Here is an 18,371-nt window from a genome sequence, read left to right as displayed (position 1 = left end):
AAACTTATTTACAATAAGATATTTTAGAATAAAGAAGAATTTCCCCTTGAAAAGATTTACACAAACACAACTTATCATCTATGTCAGCATATTTTTTATTTTATTTGACAATTACAGCTTTTTTCATAACGTCTTGCAGGTTTATCCTCTCAATTGGCACAATATCGGCTTTTTGATTTCGCTAGCAGTTATTATTGTGTTTTTTATGATATTTTTGCTGAGTCTGTTATGTTATAAATATACGCTTAAGCCAATTCTTATTACGCTGTTACTTATATCATCACTCACAAACTACTTTATGAACAGCTATCATGTCGTTATTGATGCAAGTATGATTAGAAACACACTGCAGACAAACATGCATGAATCTCTGGACTTGGTAACACTTAAACAGGTTTTATATTTTGTCTTTTTGGGTCTTTTACCTTCATATTTCGTATACAAAGCAAAGATTGAGTACAGACCCTTTAAACAAGAACTTTTAGCACGGTTAAAACTCATCGGACTCTCTTTGGCAGTTATCATAGCATCCGTCTTTTTATTTAGTAAATTTTATACATCATTTGTCAGAGAACATAAACCCCTGCGTTATACAATAAATCCGGCATACTGGATGTACTCCATTGGAAAATATATCAATTTGACCTTTAACAGCGGCGAACTTGTAGTAAAACCTATAGGACTTGATGCAAAAGTAGTAAATGATGACAATCGTAGTAAATTGGTGATTATGGTTGTCGGAGAAGCAGCACGTGCAGATCATTTCAGTCTTAACGGATATGAAAGAGAGACAAACCCGCTGCTTTCAAAAGATGATATTGTAGATTTTCCGAATTTTTATTCATGCGGAACGTCTACAGCAGCATCTGTACCTTGTATGTTTTCAAAGTATAACAAATCAAGTTACAGCTATAAAAAAGGTATCAGTACCGAAAATGTGCTTGATGTTTTAAAGCATACGAAAGATGTGGCAATACTCTGGCGAGATAACAACTCTGACTCAAAAGGTGTGGCACTGCGTGTACCGTATGAAGATTATAAAATTCCAAAGAACAATACTATTTGTGAAGATGGTGAGTGTAGAGACGTAGGAATGCTTGTCGGACTTGATAAATTTATAGAAAAAAACAAGAACAAAAATATTTTAATAGTTTTACATCAAATGGGAAATCATGGACCTGCATACTATAAACGCTATCCAAAAGCGTTCGAGAAATTCACACCTACATGTAAGACGAATCAGCTTGAAGATTGTACGCAGGAAGAGATAAAAAATGCGTATGATAATGCAATTTTATATACGGATTATTTTTTAGACAAGACGATAGATTTTTTAAAAAAATATGATAAAAAATATGATACAGCCATGATATATATGAGTGACCATGGAGAGAGTTTAGGCGAGGGAGGTGTTTATCTTCACGGGCTTCCTTACTTTATGGCTCCTGATGCGCAGGTACATATCGGTGCTCTTATGTGGTTTGGAAAAAATATGGCAAAAAGAGTAAATGAAAAAGCATTGAGAAAAAGAAAAGATGAGAAATATACACAAGATGATTTGTTTCATACGCTTTTAGGACTCTTTAATGTAAAAACAAAAGAGTACAATAAAAAGATGGATATTCTAAAAAATGAACATTAATCAACAGCTTGTCGTTACCTTTATAGTACTGCTTTTTAGTATTGTATTTTTTGGTATCACTGATGTTGATCTTAGCTTGCAAGATGAATTTTTCAATTTTTCGACACATAAATGGATTCTTTTTTGGGGTGAAGAGCCTTACAAATTTATATTTTATGACGGAATTAAAAAACTCTTAATTGCCTTTGCTGTGAGTTTGTTAATTGCACTAATACTTTTTAGAAAAACAAAATTAGTCAATGACTATAAAAGAGGAATGATAATTGTTATTTTATCAGCTATTTTTGTTCCGCTAATTGCAAGTTCTATAAAAGGCCAAACAAATATGCCTTGCCCGAAAGATGAAGTAAGATACGGTGGTATATACCCAAGAACGGCAGTATGGCAAAATTACACGCCGGAGTTCAAACTCCACCATGAAAAAAGTAAATGCTGGCCTGCAGGACATGCAAGCGGCGGTTTTGCACTCTTGAGCCTTATCTTTTTATTTCATAAAAGAAAACACAAAATTATTGCCGGTACTTCTGCTTTGGCAGTCGGCTGGAGTATGGGGCTGTATAAAATGATTATAGGTGATCATTTTTTCAGCCATACAGTTATAACGATGATTTTGGCATGGTTGATTATTTTACTCATTGCAAAGATAGTCAATAAAATTTACTCTTTATAATTATTGTGCTATTATAATGTAATTATAAATTTTTTAGGGATTAAGTTTAAATAAGAGCGAGATTGTAGCAATGTTATTTTCGTTCTAGTCAAATTATTTTATGAGGAGCATAGCCTTAGCTACGCGACGATTAAAATCATTTGACTAGGGCTAAAAGAACAAGATAAAATACGGTTTTATTTGAACTTGATTTCTTAAATAAGGTTTTTGGATGGATTTAGGTACGGTCATTGGTATTGTTTTGATTATGGCTCTTTTGCTTGGAGCCATGACAATGGGTGTTGGTGTCGGTGCATATATTGACATTCCTTCTGTTTTAATCGTTGTCGGGGGTAGTATCGGGGCATTGATGATCTCCTTCAAACCTGCTCAGATGAAAAAATTCACTAAAGTATTTATGAAAGCTATCAAACCTGGCGAAGAAGATATTGGTGAGCTTATTAAAAAACTTGTAGAGTTTGCAACTAAAGCGAGAAAGGACGGTATTTTGGCTTTGGAGAGTGAGGTTAACAATGAAGAAAATGAGTTTTTGAAAAAAGGACTCTCCATGGCTATTGACGGTAGTGAACCTGATACTATTCGTGATTTACTTGAAATTGATATGGAACAAACAAGTACACGCCATAAGGTTTATGCTTCGATTTTTAATCAGTGGGCAGGACTTGCGGGGGCAATGGGTATGATTGGAACCCTGGTTGGTTTGGTTGCCATGCTTTTAAATATGGCAGATCCTTCGGCAATCGGTCCATCGATGGCAGTTGCACTCCTTACAACAATGTATGGGGCAATGATTGGTAATATATTTGGAACACCGATTTCTAATATTTTGAGTATTAGAAATGATGAGGAGACTATGCTCAAACAGATGATACTTGAGGGTATTATGTCTATTCAATCTGGTGATGCACCTAGGGTTCTTGAAGCGAAACTGCTTGCATACTTGGCACCTGCTGATCGTGTAAGTCAGTTTGAATAATGGACATTACTAATGGCTAAGCAAAAATGTCCTGAATGTGAAGAGTGTTTGCCGGCATGGTTGGCTGCATTTGGAGACTTGATGTCTCTTCTTTTGTGTTTTTTCGTTTTACTCCTTTCTATGTCAAGTATGGACGCAAAAAAGATTTCAGAAGCAATCGGTTCACTGTCAGGCGCTATGAGTGTACTCGAAGGCGGTACCCAAACTGAAATTTCGAAAAAAAGAATGCTTGAAGCTACGCCGATAGATATTCAAGATGAAACGAGTGAAATTGTAAATAGAGTACAGCAGGCTGCAGGTGATGCAAATGAGATGATGGAAAAAACACAATCTCCGGCAATTACTATAAAAGAAGCTCAGGATGGTTTTGTTATAAAACTGCCTGCTACGCTTTTATTTAATCCCGGAAGTGCTACGATAGAAAATCAGGATGCGTTATTATTTTTAAAACGAATTACTTTGATTATTCAAGAGTTGCCAAATGATATGCTAGTTGATGTTCAAGGGCATACTGATAATACGGGTCCTGGAGCAAACAGCCCATATAAAGACAATTGGGAACTCTCAACCGCAAGAGCTTTAGCAGTACTCCATGAACTAATTTTAGATGGAGTAGATCCGGCACGTATGAGTGCTACAGGTTTTGCTCAGTATCAGCCAATCGCTACAAATGCAACTGCAACAGGAAGAGAAAAAAACCGAAGAGTTGAGTTGCATTTTTACGGTAAAAAAAATGATGAAGCCACAAATGTAAACAATTCAATTTTAGATAAGACAGCTGAGAAGAAATGATAAGAGGTCTATTTTTACTTTTAGCACTAAGTGCTTTGACATTTGGTGCGCAATCTCCGGTTATCCCTACTATGAATTTAAGCCTTTCAGCACCGGATACGCCGCAGCAGCTTGTTTCATCCCTTAATGTATTAGTTGTTCTTACATTACTTTTTTTAGCACCGGCTATGGTGCTTGTAATGACAACATTTACCCGTTTTGTTATTGTATTTGGGTTTTTACGTCAGGCACTCGGTACACAGCAGGTTCCTCCGACACAACTGCTTGTTATGCTCGCAATGATTTTGACTTTTTTTGTGATGGAACCCATAGGAACTAAAGCTTATAATCAGGGTATTAAGCCATATGTAGCCAAAGAAATAGGCTATGAAGAGGCCTTCACAAAAACTACCTTGCCTTTTAAAAACTTTATGATTAGAAATACCAGAGAAAAAGATTTAGCACTCTTTTTACGCATACGAAAAATGCAAAACCCTAAAAGTGTGGCAGATGTACCTTTATCTATTGTGATTCCGGCATTTATTATCAGTGAGATGAAAACCGCTTTTGAGATAGGTTTTTTACTCTTTTTACCATTTTTGGTTATAGATATGGTTGTGGCATCTATTTTGATGTCGATGGGTATGATGATGCTGCCTCCTGTTATGATTTCTCTGCCTTTTAAAATACTTGTATTCGTATTGATTGACGGTTGGAATTTACTTATAGGTAATTTAATCTTTTCTATAAAATAAATATTTTTTTAAGGATACAAATTGGATTGTAAATATTTTGGCGAATGTGGTGCCTGTAGAGTTTATGAAAATGGATATGAAGCACAGCTCAATGAAAAATTACAGATAAACAAAGAACGATTTGCTCCTTATTTTAGTGGAGATATTTCTGTGTATAAATCTTTGGATGAGCATTATCGTGCAAGAAGCGAGTTCAAAATATGGCATATTGATGATGATATATCATATGCAATGAATCATATTGATAAAAAAGGTGTGGTTCTGATAGATGAATGTCCGCAGGTGAATGAATATATTGCAGCACTTATGCCTCAACTTCTTTCTGCAATTAAAGTAAATGATATAGATTTTAAACTTTTTGGTGCAGACTTTTTAAGTTCAAGTTCCGGTGAGATAGTTGTTTCACTTTTGTATCACAGGGCTTTAGATGTAGTATGGCAGGAAAAAGCAAAAAAAATTGCACAAGATTTGAATATATACATCATAGGCCGGTCACGTAAGCAAAAAGTCATAATCGGGCAGGATTATATAACTGAGACTTTACATGTAAACAACGATGTTTATAAATTTAAATATATAGAAAATAGTTTTACTCAGCCAAATCCAAGGGTAAATGAGCAGATGATTGCATGGGCTGCAGCCAAATTCTCAGATACGCAGGATGATTTGCTTGAACTTTACTGCGGTGCAGGAAATTTCACGATTCCATTTGCAAAAAAATTCAACAAAGTACTGGCTACTGAAATATCTAAATCTTCTATCAATGCAGCAAAAGCAAATATGCATTTAAATGATGTTCATAATATAGAATTTGTACGCATGAGTGTTGAAGAATTTGTTGATGCGCTTGAGGGTGTGCGAGAGTTTAGAAGAATGAAAGATATTGACATTAAGAATTATACCATCAACTCTATCTTTGTTGATCCTCCAAGAAGTGGAATGGGTGAGTACTCATGTAAGTTTGCTTCAAGATATAATCATATAGTATACATATCATGTAACCCGCAAACATTGTTGGATGATTTAGATATATTATGTAAAACACATGACATTACGGATATGGCACTTTTTGATCAATTCCCATACACGCATCATGTTGAAATGGGTGTAAAGCTTATAAAAAAAGGGTTGTAATGAAATTTTTACTTGTTCTGATTTTTGTGTTGAATCTTTATGCAGATGAAATACAACGTATTGACTCTATTGTAGAAGATATTACTAAGCTGCGTATGAATTATCAAAAATCTCAAAAGGAGATAAATATCTATAAAAATAGAGTAAAAACTTTGGAAAATGAATTAAAAATAGCCAATAATCTTTTAAAAGCCAAAGAAAATAATATAGTAAAAATCAAAGTAAAAGAAGTAAAATGTTTGAATAATCAGGAAAATGTTTTTCCTAAATTAAAAATGCGTACTAAAATCATTCATACAAATGCCAGTGCATATCGTTTGAATAAAAATGCACCTATATATAATGATATCAATGGTATGAAAATAGATGAATGGGAAAAGGGCACCTCTTTTACTTCAAATCAAAAAACAGACAAATTTATAAAAATTACAGGATATTTTAAAAACAGACAGTGGGTAAAAGCTGAAAAACCTTTATGGATTGATATTAATGATGCTTTTAAAAGAGACGTCAAATGAAAAAAATTTTAATTATCAGTAGTGGACCAGTGGGTGATCATTTCATTCAAAGGGTAACCGAAACATATTCAAGCGAAAATATCTACTATATAATACAAACAAAAGAAAAAGAGTTTAAAGATGCAAATCCGGCACGCTTTAAATTTTATGAGTTTGATCCTACAAGTTTTTATAAATTGGCAAATCTGCTGAAAATGGAGTTTATTCAAGTTATTATAGCTATGGATAATCAAATCGAAATAGAAAATACTATTAAAAATATTCGAGTAGTGAAAAAACAACTACGTGTTGTTGTTTTGAATCAATGGAATATGACAAATGAAGATGCCAATGTTGTCTTAGTGAATGCTAATGAGATTTTAGCATCCCGTTTACTTGATTATCTGCCAAATGTGCCTGTTATTGCGCAGAATGTGGGGATAGGTGAGGGTGAAATTATGGAAGTGCTTGTTCCATTTGGAAGTTCTTTTGTTTACCGTCATATCGGAGTTATTGAACAAAAAAATTGGCGCATTGTAGCTATATATAGAAATCGAAAACTCATTATGCCTTCGCGCAGGCGTATGATACAGCCAAATGACACACTTCTTCTTGTAGGTGACCCGGCAGTATTGCGTTCTGTATATAAAGCCATTAAACGCGAACTTGGACAGTTCCCTGAACCTTTTGGAACGAATATTCTTTTATATATAGATATGAATATTATAAATCATTCAAATATTCCCGGTCTTGTCCGCCGTGCGATGTATATACATGAAAAATTCAAACATGAACTTATTATAAAAATTGTAAATCCTTCTGATATTGAAATTATTGAAGATATCAAAAGTTTAAGAGATTTGGATGTTGTTGTAGATATAGATTATGACAGCAATGATTTACGTGCTACATTTTTGCATGATGTCAAATCATATCATGTCGGTTTAGTTATCGTCTCGCGCGAGATGTTTGCTGATTATCATGTAAGAAAATGCTTGTATGACGTACATGTACCGGTATTAAAACTTTCAGAAAAATCATTTTCAAAGGTTAAAGATGTCGCTTTAATACTCTCTGACAATAGGGATTTGGAAAAGATTTCCGCAACTATTTTTGATATTTCTGAGCAGCTCAATTTCAATATAGAACTTTATAATTACATGAATGAACATCAGGAGGAGAAAGAGCAGGTAATTGAGCATTTTTATAATCTTTCGACTATTTTTTCCAAATCAATCAAAGTTTTTAAAGAGAGTGAAAATCCAATCCGGGCATTAAAACAAAAAGAGAATTTTGTACAGATTATTCCTTTCACCAATAAGCTTACAATACGTCATATTTATGCTCTTTTTTCTATAGACAGTGAAAAGTTATACTTTAAATTAGACGATTATCATCAAATATTTATACCTGTGCAACTCTAAAATACTTTAATTTAGCCCTTTTTTAGCAAAAATTAAGTATTATCTATCATCTTATAATTTTGGATAGAGAATGCAGGTAAACATCCCCTTAAAACAAGTAATTGATAACTCATACGACATAACAATTGATACAATTGAAAAAAAACATTTTGATAAAAAAGTAGCAATTGTGACAAACCCGAAGGTAGCCGGACTTCATTTAGCGTATTTACTTTCAAAAATATCGGCAAAAGAGCTTTATATTATCACTGTACCTGATGGAGAAGAGTATAAAAATCAGGCATCAATTGATTTGATTTTAGAATCCTTATTTAATCACCGCTTTAACAGAAAATCAATGCTTATCGCTTTCGGTGGAGGGGTCATAGGTGATATGACAGGCTATGCGGCGAGTATATATCAGCGCGGTATTGATTTTATTCAAGTGCCGACAACTCTGCTTTCACAGGTAGATGCAAGCGTTGGTGGCAAAACAGGTATAAATAACGCTTACGGAAAAAACTTGATAGGTGCTTTTTATCAGCCAAAAGCTGTGTATATTGACCCTCATTTTTTATCGACACTGCCAAAAAGAGAATTTGGCGCGGGTGTTGCCGAAATTATTAAAATGACAGTGACTTTTAACAAAGATTTTTTTGAGTTTTTAGAAAAAGCAGATTTGCACGACAAAAAAGTTTTGCAAGAAGCAATTAAGCAGGCAGTAGAGACAAAAGCAGAGGTTGTTGCCAAAGATGAAAAAGAGCACGGACTTAGAGCCGCGCTGAATTATGGACATACGTTCGGACATGTTATTGAAAATGAAACAAATTATAAAACTTACCTACATGGCGAGGCTGTGGCAATAGGCATAGTAATGGCAAATGAGACAGCAGTTGCTATGGGTCTGATGAGTGAAGAAGAAGCACAAAGAATAAAAAATCTTTTACAAAAATATAACCTGCCGACTTCTTATGTTATAAAAGATGTAAACAATTTTTATGAAACATTTTTCTTAGATAAAAAAAGTTCAGATGCCTCTGTGACCTTTATCGTTCCCATAGGTATTGGCGGTGTTAAGATCACAGATGCAGTTGACAAAGAGTTGATTTTGTCAGTACTCTCTAAATTTGGAGAAAATTGATGCCAATACACTCGTTTATCTTTGCAGTACTTATCTTTTTTGCATCTTTAACGCATGCAGAAGTTTCAGATACAAATAAGACACAGGCTGATTTTGACAAACAACAATTGATTGCTCAAAAGATTAAAGATTATCAGTACTCTTTAGAAGCTATTGAATCACAAATTTCTGATGAAAATATGTGGACAAAAAGTTATTCCTCTTATTTGACATCTTTAGACGTCAAACAAAATCTCGAGGCCATTAAAAAGAGAATTAAATATCTCTCAAAACACTCAAAAACTGCTGCAGATAAAGATGAACTTATAGGTTTGATATCAAAAGAAAATATTTTGGCATCACAGATTGATAAACTCAAAGGCACTGGTAGTTCTGCACCTTTTTCAGATTTAATCACACCGCCAAATATTGATAAAGTACCGGAAATTCATAATCCTTTTGATATTTTAACCGGTCTTTCTATGATTAAAACACTCAATGCAAACCTCGAAGAATACAAGAAAAAAAGAGAGAGCTTAGTTGACTTAATTGATGAATTAAAACAAGAAAACGAAATTTACAAAAAGATTTTACAGCTGCAGCCTGATAATAAACAATATGCCCAAATTTATAAGAATAAACAGACACAGTTGGAGATGTTTGAGCGGGCATTGGACACTATGAATGTTACAATGGATGTGTATCAAAAACGACTCGATATTGCAGAAATAAACATCAACAAAGGTATTGAAAAGCAGGTATACCGACTCATCAAAATCGGAACAGCGATTCTGTTTGTATTTTTTATATTCTTTCTTTTAAAACTGGTCGTAAAAAAATATATAACAGATAATGAACGTTTTTATATGGCAAACAAAATTATTACATTTACGAACTTTACGATTATTATTTTGATCTTGTTTTTTAATTATATGGAAAATGTATCATATCTTGTCACTATTTTAGGGTTTGCATCAGCCGGTATAGCTATTGCAATGAAAGACTGGTTTATGTCCATTCTCGGCTGGCTTGTCATAGTTTTTGGGGGCAGTATACATGTAGGCGACAGAATTCGTGTAGATATGGAAGGCATGAAATATGTCGGTGATGTTTTAGATATTTCACTATTGCGTATGACTATTTTGGAAGATATTACGCTGACATCTATTATGCACAACAGAAGAGCAGGGCGTATTATATTTATACCTAACAACTATGTTTTTACAAAGATGATTGCAAACTATACGCATAATTCCCTCAAAACAGTCTGGGATGGTGTAAAAATCACTATAACGTTTGATTCAAATCATAAAAAAGCGATGCATTTGGTTAAAGAGATTACAAAAAAATTCTCCAAAGGTTATACGGATATAACAAGAAAACAGCTCAATAAACTCAGACAGCATTATAATCTCAAAAACACGAACGTTGAGCCGAGAATCTACTCTTTTATAGAGTCAAACGGTATAGATATAGAAGCCTGGTATCTCACCAATGCCTACGCGACATTAACGCTAAGAAGTGTAATTTCAACGGAAATTTTGGATGCTTTTAAAGAAGCGGATGATATTACCATAGCATACCCTACACAAAAACTTCATGTATCTATGCAAAGTGAAGCACCGAGTGAACATAATGGAGAAATAGTCTAATGCGCAGTAAAACAAGTGCCCTTGGGGTAAAGAAAGTATATTTTAAAACATTTGGCTGCAGAACGAACTTGTATGATTCTCAGGTGATGATGAGTTCGCTCAAAGAGTATGAAATTACGCAAAATGAAGACGAAGCTGATGTCATTGTTATAAACTCCTGTACGGTTACAAACGGAGCCGATACTCATGTTCGTTCATATATTTCACAGATTGAAAAGAACAACGGTGGGGCAAAGCTTTTTTTAACAGGCTGCGGTGCACATACGAAGGGAGAGTCTCTTTTAAAAGAAAACCGTATACACGGTGTATTCGGTCAAAGTGAAAAACAAAAGATAGATACACTTTTGGCAAAAGAGAAACCATTTTACGAGCCTGGTGATTTAAATCATATAGATGATATGGTTGTCGATGAATTTGTAGGTAAAAGCAGAGCCTTTATAAAAATACAAGAGGGCTGTAATTTTCGCTGTTCCTACTGCATTATTCCTTATGTGCGTGGTGATGCACGAAGTATGGATGAGAACAGAATTTTAGAGCAGGTTGCAAGACTCGCAATTAACGGTTTCGGCGAATTTATTTTAACCGGTACTAATGTCGGCAGTTACGGACAGGATACAAAAACTTCCTTGGCAAAACTCATGAAAAAAATGTCACAAATCCGTGGTGTAAGACGCATACGACTCGGCAGTGTCGAGCCTATTCAAATTACAGATGAATTTAAAGAGATTTTGGATGAGCCGTGGATGGAAAAACATATGCATATAGCTCTGCAGCATACCTCGCCGACTATGCTTAAATTGATGAATCGAAGAAATGTTTACAAGCAGGATAAAGAATTGTTTGAGCTTCTTGCAGACAAAGGTTACGCGATAGGCACAGATTTTATAACAGGGCATCCCGGTGAGAGCGAAGCGCTGTGGCGTGAAGCTATGATAAATGCAAAAGATTTGCCTTTGACACATATTCATGCCTTTACTTACTCAAAAAGAGACGGTACGCCTTCTGCCGTGATGAAACCCGAAGTTAATGGAAAAATCGCAAAAGAGAGACTCCATGAACTTCAAGCATTGATTGCAGATAAGAATTTTGATTTTAGAAATGCCTATAAAGGGGAACTTGAAGTATTGATAGAGTCACACAAAGACGGGCTTTATCATGGTTTTGACCAGCATTTCAATAAAATTGTTGTAGAATCTAATGAAGATCTGGTCGGAAACTGGATTAATATAGAGAAATATGAAGTAAAAAAGGACTTCAATTATGCCAGAATCTAAAATAAACAGAATAGCCATTTATGTATCAGCATTTATTATTATTATTTTGATTTTATTTGCTCTGTTGAGGGATAATGCAGATGCAATCACCCTAAATCAGGCAAAAGAATTCTTAAAAAGCCACAGTGTACAAAAGGTTGTAGCTACTAAAAAGTATGTGTACATCAAAACAAAAAACGGTTATTATAAAATTCCCTCTTCTCAGGTGTCTCCGAATATGTTTGTTGATTATAAAGTGGAAGTGGATAATGAGTCAAATATATTGATTTACCTGCTTCTTTTGGTACTTTTTTTAGGGCTAGGCTCTTTAGTTTTTAGAATGTGGCAAAAAAAATCTTTAAATGAAATTTTTTCTTCAAATAGATTAAAATCTAATTCAGCTGCCGCGCCGAACAGTATGGTAAATACACAGATAGAAGCTATAAAAAGTGATGTAAGCTTTGATGATATCGGCGGTATCAGCGATGTAAAAGTGGAGCTTGAAGAGATAATTGATTTTATGAAAAATCCAAAACGTTACAAAAATTTTGGTGCCCGTATGCCAAAAGGTGTTTTACTTGTAGGCCCTCCGGGTGTAGGAAAAACGATGATAGCCAAAGCGGTGGCACATGAGGCCGGTGTACCGTTTTACTATCAAAGCGGTGCTTCATTTGTACAAATATATGTCGGTATGGGTGCAAAACGTGTTCACGAACTTTTTGCAGCAGCGAAAAAAAATGCCCCTTCTATTATATTTATTGATGAAATAGATGCCGTAGGTAAAAAAAGAGATGGCAACAGAAATGATGAAAGAGAAGCAACACTTAATCAGCTTTTAACTGAGATGGACGGTTTTGAAGGCTCAAGCGGTGTTATCGTAGTAGCAGCGACGAATAAAATTGATGTGCTCGATTCGGCACTGCTGCGTGCAGGACGTTTTGACAGACGTATTTTTGTAGAACTGCCGACAAAAAGAGAAAGAGAAGCGGTACTACTCAAATATTTGCAAAATGTACCACATGACTTAGATGTCAAAATAGTAGCAAATATGACAGTAGGATTTAACGGTGCAGCCTTGGCAGCTCTTGTAAATGAAGCGGCACTTTTGGCTTTAAGACAGAATGATTTTCATGTAACTTTAGAACATTTCGAGCAGGTCAAAGACAAAGTTATATTTGGAAAGAAAAAGCTGCAGATGCTTAATGAAAGACAAAAGGCATTTCGCGCGACATATCAGGCGGGAAAAGTTGTTGTGGCAACCTATTATGATATAGCCTTTGAGAAGTTGATGCTCTCAAATGAAAAACTGACACCTGCTACGGATGAACCATTCATAAAGCAGGAATTGGAGTCCCGCGTTAAAATGTTTTTGGCAGGAATAGCTGCTTGCGATATAAAATATAATGAGCATGCAAGCAGTGCAAAAGATGACTTGGATGAAGCAAAAGAGCTGGTGGAAAAAATGTGCAGAGAGTACGGCATGGGCTCATCACTACTGCCTGATGAAAAAGAGCAAAAGTTACTTTTAAAAAGACTGTATGAAGAATGCAATGTACTGCTGGAGTCTCTTTTAGGTGTTCTTAAAAAAGTCGAAGATGTGCTTTTAGAACGTGAAAGCATCACTAAAACAGAAGTAAAAGAGTATTTAGATGAAGTTCTTTAGCGGATTTTCTTTAAAAAATGAAGCAAATTTTTTTGATGCTTACATGTATAAGAGTGATTTTTCTGTCTGCGGCTTTAGCTATGGAGCTATAAAAGCATTTGAATATGTGTTAGGACAGGTAGAAGAGGACAAAAGAGTGGATACATTACAGCTTTTTTCTCCGGCTTTTTTTCAAAGCAAAGATGAAAAGTTTAAGAGGCTTCAGTTGATGGCATACAGAAAAAACGAAAATATATATTTAGAGCAGTTTATAAATGCCTGTTTTTTACCATATGAGAGAAAAGACGTAGAGCGCAGTGTGACGGTTTTAGAAGAGTTGGAAGAACTTTTATATTATGAGTGGGACATAGAAAAGTTAAGTGCATTAAAAAATGCTGGGGTGGTTATCGAGGTATATCTTGGCGGAAAAGATCAAATAGTCGATGCTGATGCTGCAAAAGAGTTTTTTTTTGATGTGTCAACGGTAACATACATAAAAGATGCAAATCATTTTTTGCAACTTTCTTGAGATGTGACCGTATATAAATATGTAAAATTCCAAGGGCAAATCCTCCCTTCGGTCTGAGCCTTTCCATGTTACATATTTATATACTATATTCACGACAGTAGTATCTTTTTGCTAGATGTGAAAAATAAAATAAAAAATTTAGGAAAAACAATGAGTGAAATAAAAATAGGTGTAATAACAGCAAGTGACAGAGCGAGTAAAGGAATATATGAAGATATAAGCGGAGTAGCAATTCAAGATACAATGAAAGATTATCTTAAAAGTGAATTTGAAATAGTTTACAGATGTATTCCTGATGAACAGGATGTTTTGGAAGCAACGATGAAAGAGTTGTGTGATGAAGCAGGGTGTTGTTTGGTTGTTACAACCGGCGGAACAGGTCCGGCACTTCGTGATGTGACGCCTGAAGCAACCGAGAATGTATGTGAGAAGATGATGCCAGGCTTTGGTGAGTTAATGCGTCAAGTAAGCCTTCAATATGTTCCAACAGCTATTCTTTCCCGTCAAACAGCAGGTATCCGAGGCAATAGTTTAATCATAAATTTACCTGGAAAACCAAAGTCTATTCGTGAGTGTCTTGATGCAGTTTTTCCGGCAGTTCCATATTGTATTGATCTTATTGAAGGCCCATTTATAGAAACAAATGAGGATGTTTTAAAAGCATTTAGACCAAAATTAAAATAAAATAATGTTTTGAAGTAAATTATTTTAGGATAATTATTATTATGTCGTATAAATACAAGTGAAAATATTCATTCTTTTGCTACAATGGAGTTAAATAAAATTTAACCGGTGATGCATGAAATATGAAATTTTTCCACCTGATGCCAATCTAAGAAATATTATTAAGCATTATATAGTCGTATATGATGTAAATTTGCTTAATAATATGCTTTTTTTACCAAATGGTGGAAACTTTCTTGTTTTCAACAGAGGTGTACGTGGATATTCTATTCTTCATAATAATGAAAAATATCAAATTCCAGAAGGTTATTCTGTCAGTATAAAAACAACCAAATCCAAAAAATCTGTTTTGGATTTAGTAAATATTCCAGCTATTGAACCAGCTGCACTTATCTTGGTTGAACTTTTACCAATAGGCTTTTATAAATTGTTTCAAAAAGATGCTTCTTGTCTAAATAATAAGTATTTACCTATTGAAAATACTCTGATTGAAAAATATTTTTCAAAGTTATATATGCATAAAAGTTTGAAACAGGACATTAGTTATTTGAATGAATCTTTACTGAAAATGTATAATGATCATAGTAATTCCAAAGAATGTATTGAAGATATTTTAGAAAAAATTGTAGAATATAATTATGAAGTTACTGTGGATGAACTGGCAAGCGAGTTTGCCTGCAACAGGCGTACTATAGAGCGTCAATTTAAAAAATTTATTGGTATTTCTCCTAAAAACTTTATTTTTATTTGTAAATTTTATCAAACATTTATGGCATATATCAAAGATGGAAAAAAACTTAATGATACACAGTATATATATAATGACAATGCTCATTTAAATAAAGTATTTCATAATATAGTAGGGTACTCTCCCAGTCAGATTTTTGATGATATTAAAAAAAATAACAATCTGAATGTATATCAACTAACGGTAGTAGAAGTATAACGTTGTGGATAAGGTCACTTTTTCTCACCACTCAAGTTTTAGAGGAATCCCTAATAAAGAGATAGTAGATGAAGAAATAAATAATACGCTGCAATTATTGGCAACTATTACAGAGACCAGTGTTGATGAAATATATATATTTGATACAAATACATTTTATTTTTTATATATAAATAAATCAGCTGAAAAAAACCTTGGCTACACTTTGGAAGAAATTAGAAATTTTACTCCTGCAGACATTTATATAAAAATTACTATAGGGAATTTGAAAAAACTGTTATATCCTCTTTACAGCTCAGATAATAAGTTTATAAAGCTCCAAGTAAGACTACAACGAAAAGATTTTTCATTATACTATGCTCAAATAATTATAAAAAAAATTCTTTTGCCAGAACGTGAATATTTTGTTGCGTCAGTGACTGATACTACACAACAGGTTATATTACAAAAAAAATTGAAGAATTTGGCTACGAAAGACAGTTTAACCGGCATTTACAATAGGCATAAAGCAAATGAAATTATTGATGAAGAGATAATACGACAAAATAAATACAATAGTCGTTTTGCTGTATTGATGCTTGATATAGACTACTTTAAATCAGTAAATGACAGCTATGGTCATGATGTTGGGGATATTATACTTCAAGAGTTAAGTAAGCTTATTCTGCAAAACACAAGAAAAAGTGATAGGTTCGCAAGATGGGGTGGTGAAGAGTTTTTGGTAATTCTTTCTCAGACAACAGCTGAAGGTGCATTTGAATATGCACAAAAATTAGCAAATATAATCGCTTCTTATAATTTTACACAGGTATCTGTTCTTACTGTAAGTATAGGTGTTTGCGTGTATAAAGATGGCGAAAGTAAAGCAGAACTTTTAAAAAGAGCAGATGAAGCTCTATACATTGCTAAAAACAGAGGTAGAAACAGAGTTATTTTTAAGAGTAATGATGACACGGTTAGATCGTAATTCTGATGCCGATTGGACAATGGTCTGACCCTTCTATATAGTCCAAAATAAAAGCATCTTCAAGATTTTCTGCCAAGTCTTCAGATATAAAAAAATAATCAATCCTCCAACCGACATTTTTTACTCTTGCATTAAAACGATACGACCACCAGCTGTATGCATCTTCTTTATCTCCGTGAACATACCTGAATGTATCTATATATCCATGGTTTAAAAATTTATCTATCCATTCTCGCTCAATCGGTAAAAAACCTGATGTTTTAGAATTCGCTTTTGGGTTTTTTAAATCAATTTCACGGTGTGCAGTATTGACATCGCCGCAGACAATAATACTTTTTCCTTCATCTTTAAGTTGTTCACAGTAGGCTAAAAAATCATCATAAAATTTCATTTTATAAGCAAGGCGTTCTTCATCTTTTTGGCCGTTTGGAAAATAGACATTAAAAAGTACAATATCCCCATAATGCGTTTCTATGATGCGTCCCTCATGTTTGGTGTCTATATCATTACATGTAGAGGTGTAATCACTTTTGAGCATACTATATGTTGCTGTTCCGCTGTAACCTTTTCTCTCTCCTGAGTTAATAATTACTTCACTAAACTCTTTTTCAAACAAATTGTCCGGAATTTGCTCTTTTTGTGCTTTTATCTCTTGCAGGCATAAGATGCCGGTATCTCTTTCATCTATCCATTTAAGAGCTTCTTTATTGGCTACAGCACGTATTCCATTAACATTCCAAGATATTATTTCTATTGAGTCTGACATTTGTGTTCCATTGCGTGTGTTTCGAGTAATTATTCCACTTCAAAGTAGAAGCGGAATGAGAAGATAAAAAGATGAGATTAAACGAAGTCTACTTTTGCTAAGTGATGGTTTAATCCAAGTTCAGCCGGAGTACAACCGAGTGCAAGACCTACCATTTGCTGCATATGAAGTACCGGAAGTTCTACTTCACGACCGATTGCTTCACTTGCATGTGCTGTTTGTGTATCTAGTTTAAGATGACATAACGGACAAGGTGTTACCATCCAGTCAGCATTTCCATCCATTGCACCTGCTATTGCATTTCCTGTGAGAACTGCAGCAGTATGTGGAGCTTGAAGCTCAACGTGAAAACCACAGCATTTGTTCTTTTCATCATAATCAACTGTTTCACCGCCGCAGGCGATGATTAAGTCATCAAGAGATGTAGGATTATAAGGGTTTTCTACAGATTTGTGTGTCTCATTTTGTAACTCGGAAGGGCGTATATTATGACATCCGTAAAATGGTGCAATATTAAACTGGCTTAGAGGCGTTACGACCATCTCTTTGAGTTTATCAAGACCGAAATCATCAATAATTGCATATAAAAAATGTGTAACTTCAGAAGTACCTTTGTACTCCAGTCCCACTTCTGCAAGCTTTTCATTGACTTTTGCTTTAAGTTCTTCATTGTTATCGAGTCTGTGTTTTGTCATAGCAGTATTAAGCTGACAAGTATTACAGATAGTCACCATTGTAAGCCCGTGTTTTTCTGCATAGGCAATATTTCTGGCATTTAATACCAAAGATAAAAAGTCATCATAATCTTGAAGATGAGATGCCCCACAGCATGAAGCTTCTGTCAATTCTACAAGTTCAATTCCAAGTTTATCCGCAACTGCCATAGTTGACATCATTTGCTCAGGAGTACTCTGTTTTGCTGTACATCCTGTAAAAAGTGCATATTTTAATTTTTCCATTTTTA

The 18,371-nt window shown here is 34.3% G+C and carries 18 protein-coding genes; 16 read left to right on the top strand and 2 right to left on the bottom strand.

Annotation, left to right across the window (positions count from 1 at the left end):
- The first annotated feature begins 46 nt into the window (after window positions 1-46).
- The 16 genes from SAUT_RS06460 to SAUT_RS06385 all read left to right on the top strand — a co-directional run bounded on the left by SAUT_RS06460 (window position 47) and on the right by SAUT_RS06385 (window position 16,641).
- Window positions 47-1,642 (top strand): phosphoethanolamine transferase, encoded by a 1,596-nt coding sequence (locus tag SAUT_RS06460; protein ID WP_013327076.1) that lies wholly within the window; start codon window positions 47-49, stop codon window positions 1,640-1,642.
- Complete coding sequence (locus tag SAUT_RS06455; RefSeq protein ID WP_013327075.1) at window positions 1,632-2,312, top strand: phosphatase PAP2 family protein; 681 nt, start codon at window positions 1,632-1,634, stop codon at window positions 2,310-2,312. Before SAUT_RS06460 ends, SAUT_RS06455 begins: the two co-directional genes overlap by 11 nt.
- 211 nt (window positions 2,313-2,523) lie before the next feature.
- On the top strand, window positions 2,524-3,288 hold the full coding sequence (locus SAUT_RS06450; protein WP_013327074.1) for a motility protein A: 765 nt from the start codon (window positions 2,524-2,526) through the stop codon (window positions 3,286-3,288).
- A gap of 12 nt (window positions 3,289-3,300) precedes the next feature.
- A complete protein-coding gene (locus SAUT_RS06445) occupies window positions 3,301-4,080 on the top strand; it encodes a flagellar motor protein MotB (protein ID WP_013327073.1) in 780 nt (259 codons plus the stop codon).
- A complete protein-coding gene (fliP, locus tag SAUT_RS06440; RefSeq protein ID WP_013327072.1) occupies window positions 4,077-4,814 on the top strand; it encodes a flagellar type III secretion system pore protein FliP in 738 nt (245 codons plus the stop codon). The genes SAUT_RS06445 and fliP overlap by 4 nt, the downstream gene beginning before the upstream one ends.
- A gap of 21 nt (window positions 4,815-4,835) precedes the next feature.
- Window positions 4,836-5,948 (top strand): tRNA (uridine(54)-C5)-methyltransferase TrmA, encoded by a 1,113-nt coding sequence (gene trmA, locus SAUT_RS06435; protein ID WP_013327071.1) that lies wholly within the window; start codon window positions 4,836-4,838, stop codon window positions 5,946-5,948.
- A complete protein-coding gene (locus SAUT_RS06430; RefSeq protein WP_013327070.1) occupies window positions 5,948-6,466 on the top strand; it encodes a hypothetical protein in 519 nt (172 codons plus the stop codon). Before trmA ends, SAUT_RS06430 begins: the two co-directional genes overlap by 1 nt.
- Window positions 6,463-7,869 (top strand): COG3400 family protein, encoded by a 1,407-nt coding sequence (locus SAUT_RS06425; RefSeq protein WP_013327069.1) that lies wholly within the window; start codon window positions 6,463-6,465, stop codon window positions 7,867-7,869. The genes SAUT_RS06430 and SAUT_RS06425 overlap by 4 nt, the downstream gene beginning before the upstream one ends.
- 70 nt (window positions 7,870-7,939) lie before the next feature.
- The gene (aroB, locus tag SAUT_RS06420; RefSeq protein ID WP_013327068.1) at window positions 7,940-8,989 is read left to right on the top strand and encodes a 3-dehydroquinate synthase; all 1,050 of its coding nucleotides are present in this window, start codon (window positions 7,940-7,942) and stop codon (window positions 8,987-8,989) included.
- Window positions 8,989-10,620 (top strand): mechanosensitive ion channel domain-containing protein, encoded by a 1,632-nt coding sequence (locus SAUT_RS06415; protein ID WP_013327067.1) that lies wholly within the window; start codon window positions 8,989-8,991, stop codon window positions 10,618-10,620. The genes aroB and SAUT_RS06415 overlap by 1 nt, the downstream gene beginning before the upstream one ends.
- Entirely contained in the window at window positions 10,620-11,894 is a 1,275-nt protein-coding gene (gene mtaB, locus SAUT_RS06410; protein WP_013327066.1) for a tRNA (N(6)-L-threonylcarbamoyladenosine(37)-C(2))-methylthiotransferase MtaB, read from the top strand. The genes SAUT_RS06415 and mtaB overlap by 1 nt, the downstream gene beginning before the upstream one ends.
- Window positions 11,881-13,536, top strand: coding sequence for an AAA family ATPase (locus tag SAUT_RS06405; RefSeq protein ID WP_013327065.1), 1,656 nt, complete (start codon window positions 11,881-11,883; stop codon window positions 13,534-13,536). The genes mtaB and SAUT_RS06405 overlap by 14 nt, the downstream gene beginning before the upstream one ends.
- Entirely contained in the window at window positions 13,523-14,044 is a 522-nt protein-coding gene (gene bioV / locus SAUT_RS06400; protein ID WP_013327064.1) for a pimelyl-ACP methyl ester esterase BioV, read from the top strand. The genes SAUT_RS06405 and bioV overlap by 14 nt, the downstream gene beginning before the upstream one ends.
- 150 nt (window positions 14,045-14,194) lie before the next feature.
- Complete coding sequence (gene mog / locus SAUT_RS06395) at window positions 14,195-14,728, top strand: molybdopterin adenylyltransferase (RefSeq protein ID WP_013327063.1); 534 nt, start codon at window positions 14,195-14,197, stop codon at window positions 14,726-14,728.
- A 115-nt stretch (window positions 14,729-14,843) separates the two neighbouring features.
- A complete protein-coding gene (locus SAUT_RS06390; protein WP_013327062.1) occupies window positions 14,844-15,674 on the top strand; it encodes a helix-turn-helix domain-containing protein in 831 nt (276 codons plus the stop codon).
- 4 nt (window positions 15,675-15,678) lie between these two features.
- A complete protein-coding gene (locus SAUT_RS06385; RefSeq protein ID WP_013327061.1) occupies window positions 15,679-16,641 on the top strand; it encodes a sensor domain-containing diguanylate cyclase in 963 nt (320 codons plus the stop codon).
- On the opposite strand, the gene SAUT_RS06380 is transcribed toward SAUT_RS06385, so the two are convergent.
- Window positions 16,631-17,407 carry an exodeoxyribonuclease III gene (locus SAUT_RS06380; protein WP_013327060.1) on the bottom strand — a complete coding sequence of 259 codons (777 nt, stop codon included), beginning with the start codon at window positions 17,405-17,407 and terminating at the stop codon, window positions 16,631-16,633. The two genes, SAUT_RS06385 and SAUT_RS06380, sit on opposite strands and share 11 nt — an antisense overlap.
- 77 nt (window positions 17,408-17,484) lie before the next feature.
- Window positions 17,485-18,366, bottom strand: a complete 882-nt coding sequence (locus tag SAUT_RS06375) for a CoB--CoM heterodisulfide reductase iron-sulfur subunit B family protein (RefSeq protein WP_013327059.1) — start codon at window positions 18,364-18,366, stop codon at window positions 17,485-17,487.
- Window positions 18,367-18,371 lie beyond the last annotated feature (5 nt).

Source organism: Sulfurimonas autotrophica DSM 16294 (genome assembly GCF_000147355.1).
In the GTDB taxonomy this organism is placed as follows: domain Bacteria; phylum Campylobacterota; class Campylobacteria; order Campylobacterales; family Sulfurimonadaceae; genus Sulfurimonas; species Sulfurimonas autotrophica.
This window is presented reverse-complemented; position numbering and strand designations above follow the sequence as displayed.

Coding starts and splice junctions, on each gene's coding strand:
- SAUT_RS06455 (WP_013327075.1), top strand. CDS start 1,632: ATGAACATTAATCAACAGCTTGTCGTTACCTTTATAGTACTGCTTTTT.
- SAUT_RS06450 (WP_013327074.1), top strand. CDS start 2,524: ATGGATTTAGGTACGGTCATTGGTATTGTTTTGATTATGGCTCTTTTG.
- SAUT_RS06445 (WP_013327073.1), top strand. CDS start 3,301: ATGGCTAAGCAAAAATGTCCTGAATGTGAAGAGTGTTTGCCGGCATGG.
- fliP (WP_013327072.1), top strand. CDS start 4,077: ATGATAAGAGGTCTATTTTTACTTTTAGCACTAAGTGCTTTGACATTT.
- SAUT_RS06430 (WP_013327070.1), top strand. CDS start 5,948: ATGAAATTTTTACTTGTTCTGATTTTTGTGTTGAATCTTTATGCAGAT.
- SAUT_RS06425 (WP_013327069.1), top strand. CDS start 6,463: ATGAAAAAAATTTTAATTATCAGTAGTGGACCAGTGGGTGATCATTTC.
- aroB (WP_013327068.1), top strand. CDS start 7,940: ATGCAGGTAAACATCCCCTTAAAACAAGTAATTGATAACTCATACGAC.
- SAUT_RS06415 (WP_013327067.1), top strand. CDS start 8,989: ATGCCAATACACTCGTTTATCTTTGCAGTACTTATCTTTTTTGCATCT.
- mtaB (WP_013327066.1), top strand. CDS start 10,620: ATGCGCAGTAAAACAAGTGCCCTTGGGGTAAAGAAAGTATATTTTAAA.
- SAUT_RS06405 (WP_013327065.1), top strand. CDS start 11,881: ATGCCAGAATCTAAAATAAACAGAATAGCCATTTATGTATCAGCATTT.
- bioV (WP_013327064.1), top strand. CDS start 13,523: ATGAAGTTCTTTAGCGGATTTTCTTTAAAAAATGAAGCAAATTTTTTT.
- mog (WP_013327063.1), top strand. CDS start 14,195: ATGAGTGAAATAAAAATAGGTGTAATAACAGCAAGTGACAGAGCGAGT.
- SAUT_RS06390 (WP_013327062.1), top strand. CDS start 14,844: ATGAAATATGAAATTTTTCCACCTGATGCCAATCTAAGAAATATTATT.
- SAUT_RS06380 (WP_013327060.1), bottom strand. CDS start 17,407: ATGTCAGACTCAATAGAAATAATATCTTGGAATGTTAATGGAATACGT.
- SAUT_RS06375 (WP_013327059.1), bottom strand. CDS start 18,366: ATGGAAAAATTAAAATATGCACTTTTTACAGGATGTACAGCAAAACAG.